Raw genomic sequence first — 1,197 nt, forward strand, 5'->3', positions numbered from 1 at the left:
TCCGGCCGCGGTGAGGTGCTGGCGAGCCCGTCCAGGTCCGCCAGCACGCCGTCCAGGAGCCGGTGGACCTCTTCGAAGACAGCGACGTGGGCCGACACCGGCAGCGTCGGCAGCCGCTCCACCCGGGCACGCGCGGCCTGGACGTCGTCCGGGACGTCAACGGTCATACGGTGTCCTCTTCCGTGACGGTGGTGGCAGGGGCGTCGTCCCGCGGCACGCCGCTGTCGTCCCATCCAGCATGTCGGATCCCGTCCACGGTATTGACTGTCGCAGCCGGGTGCATCGCGACCGAAGCGCCTCGGCGCGACGGGCAGTATCGCCGCCACCGACCGGCAGCGGAAGGCAGCCCGCTGCTATCTGTTGACGAGCGACGGCCGGCAGGGCACGGTACGGACCTGGCCGGAGAGAGGAATCGACCGGTATGGCGACCATGCAGCAGTGCGCGACGGCGTTGCACACGCTGGCGGAGCGGCTCAACGAACTCGCCGACGAGCGTCTGCGCAGGCTCGCACCCGACCGCACGATCGTGTGTCGGATTCCTGATCTCGGGGCGAGTTTCTGCGCGGAACTGCGTGACGGCAGCGTCCTCAATATCAGTGAAGGCAACGGCGCGGCTGGGCAGGTGACCGTCACGGTGAACAGCGACGATCTGATCGCCGTTACCGATGGCAGCCTAGAGCTTACATCTGCGTGGAGCAGTGGCCGACTGAAGGTGGACGCCAGCATGTGGGACCTGCTGCGGATGCGTTCCTTCCTGTAGGCCTTCCGGTAGCGGACCGCGCCGATCCAGCGGTCGGCCTTCGCCGACAGGATGCGTTCCTTCCGGCAGGCCTTCCCGCCCTGTAGGCCATCCCGCGGATCATCCGTGGATCGCCGTCCACGATGGATGATCATCGTCTGCGGACGGCCGGTCATGTGCCCGCGGGCGATACCCGCGGCGGCCGGCCCGCCAGGCCATCGCGCGATGCCACCGGGAACGTTCCTGACGGGATCCCGTCAGGCGGGACAACCACGTCTCGGGAGGCAAGCGCGTCAGGCAAGCGCGTCAGGCAAGGTCGGCGCAGCCGGGTGGGCGGCCGCCGGCCAGTTCGCGCACGGGGCCACCCGCGTCCGCCGCCGCCCAGGCGGCCACGCACGCCGCCCGCAGCGCGTCCAGGCCGTCGTCCCACACACCCTCATCCCGCACGTTCTCGTCCC

At 70.0% G+C, this 1,197-nt stretch carries 1 protein-coding gene; it reads left to right on the forward strand.

The features are described from left to right. Positions 1 to 421 precede the first annotated feature (421 nt). Positions 422 to 760, forward strand: coding sequence for an SCP2 sterol-binding domain-containing protein (locus NBW84_RS04115; RefSeq protein ID WP_250281845.1), 339 nt, complete (start codon positions 422 to 424; stop codon positions 758 to 760). Positions 761 to 1,197 lie beyond the last annotated feature (437 nt).

The sequence above is a fragment of the Protofrankia sp. CiP1_Cm_nod2 genome (assembly GCF_920664355.1).
Lineage (GTDB): Bacteria > Actinomycetota > Actinomycetes > Frankiales > Frankiaceae > Protofrankia.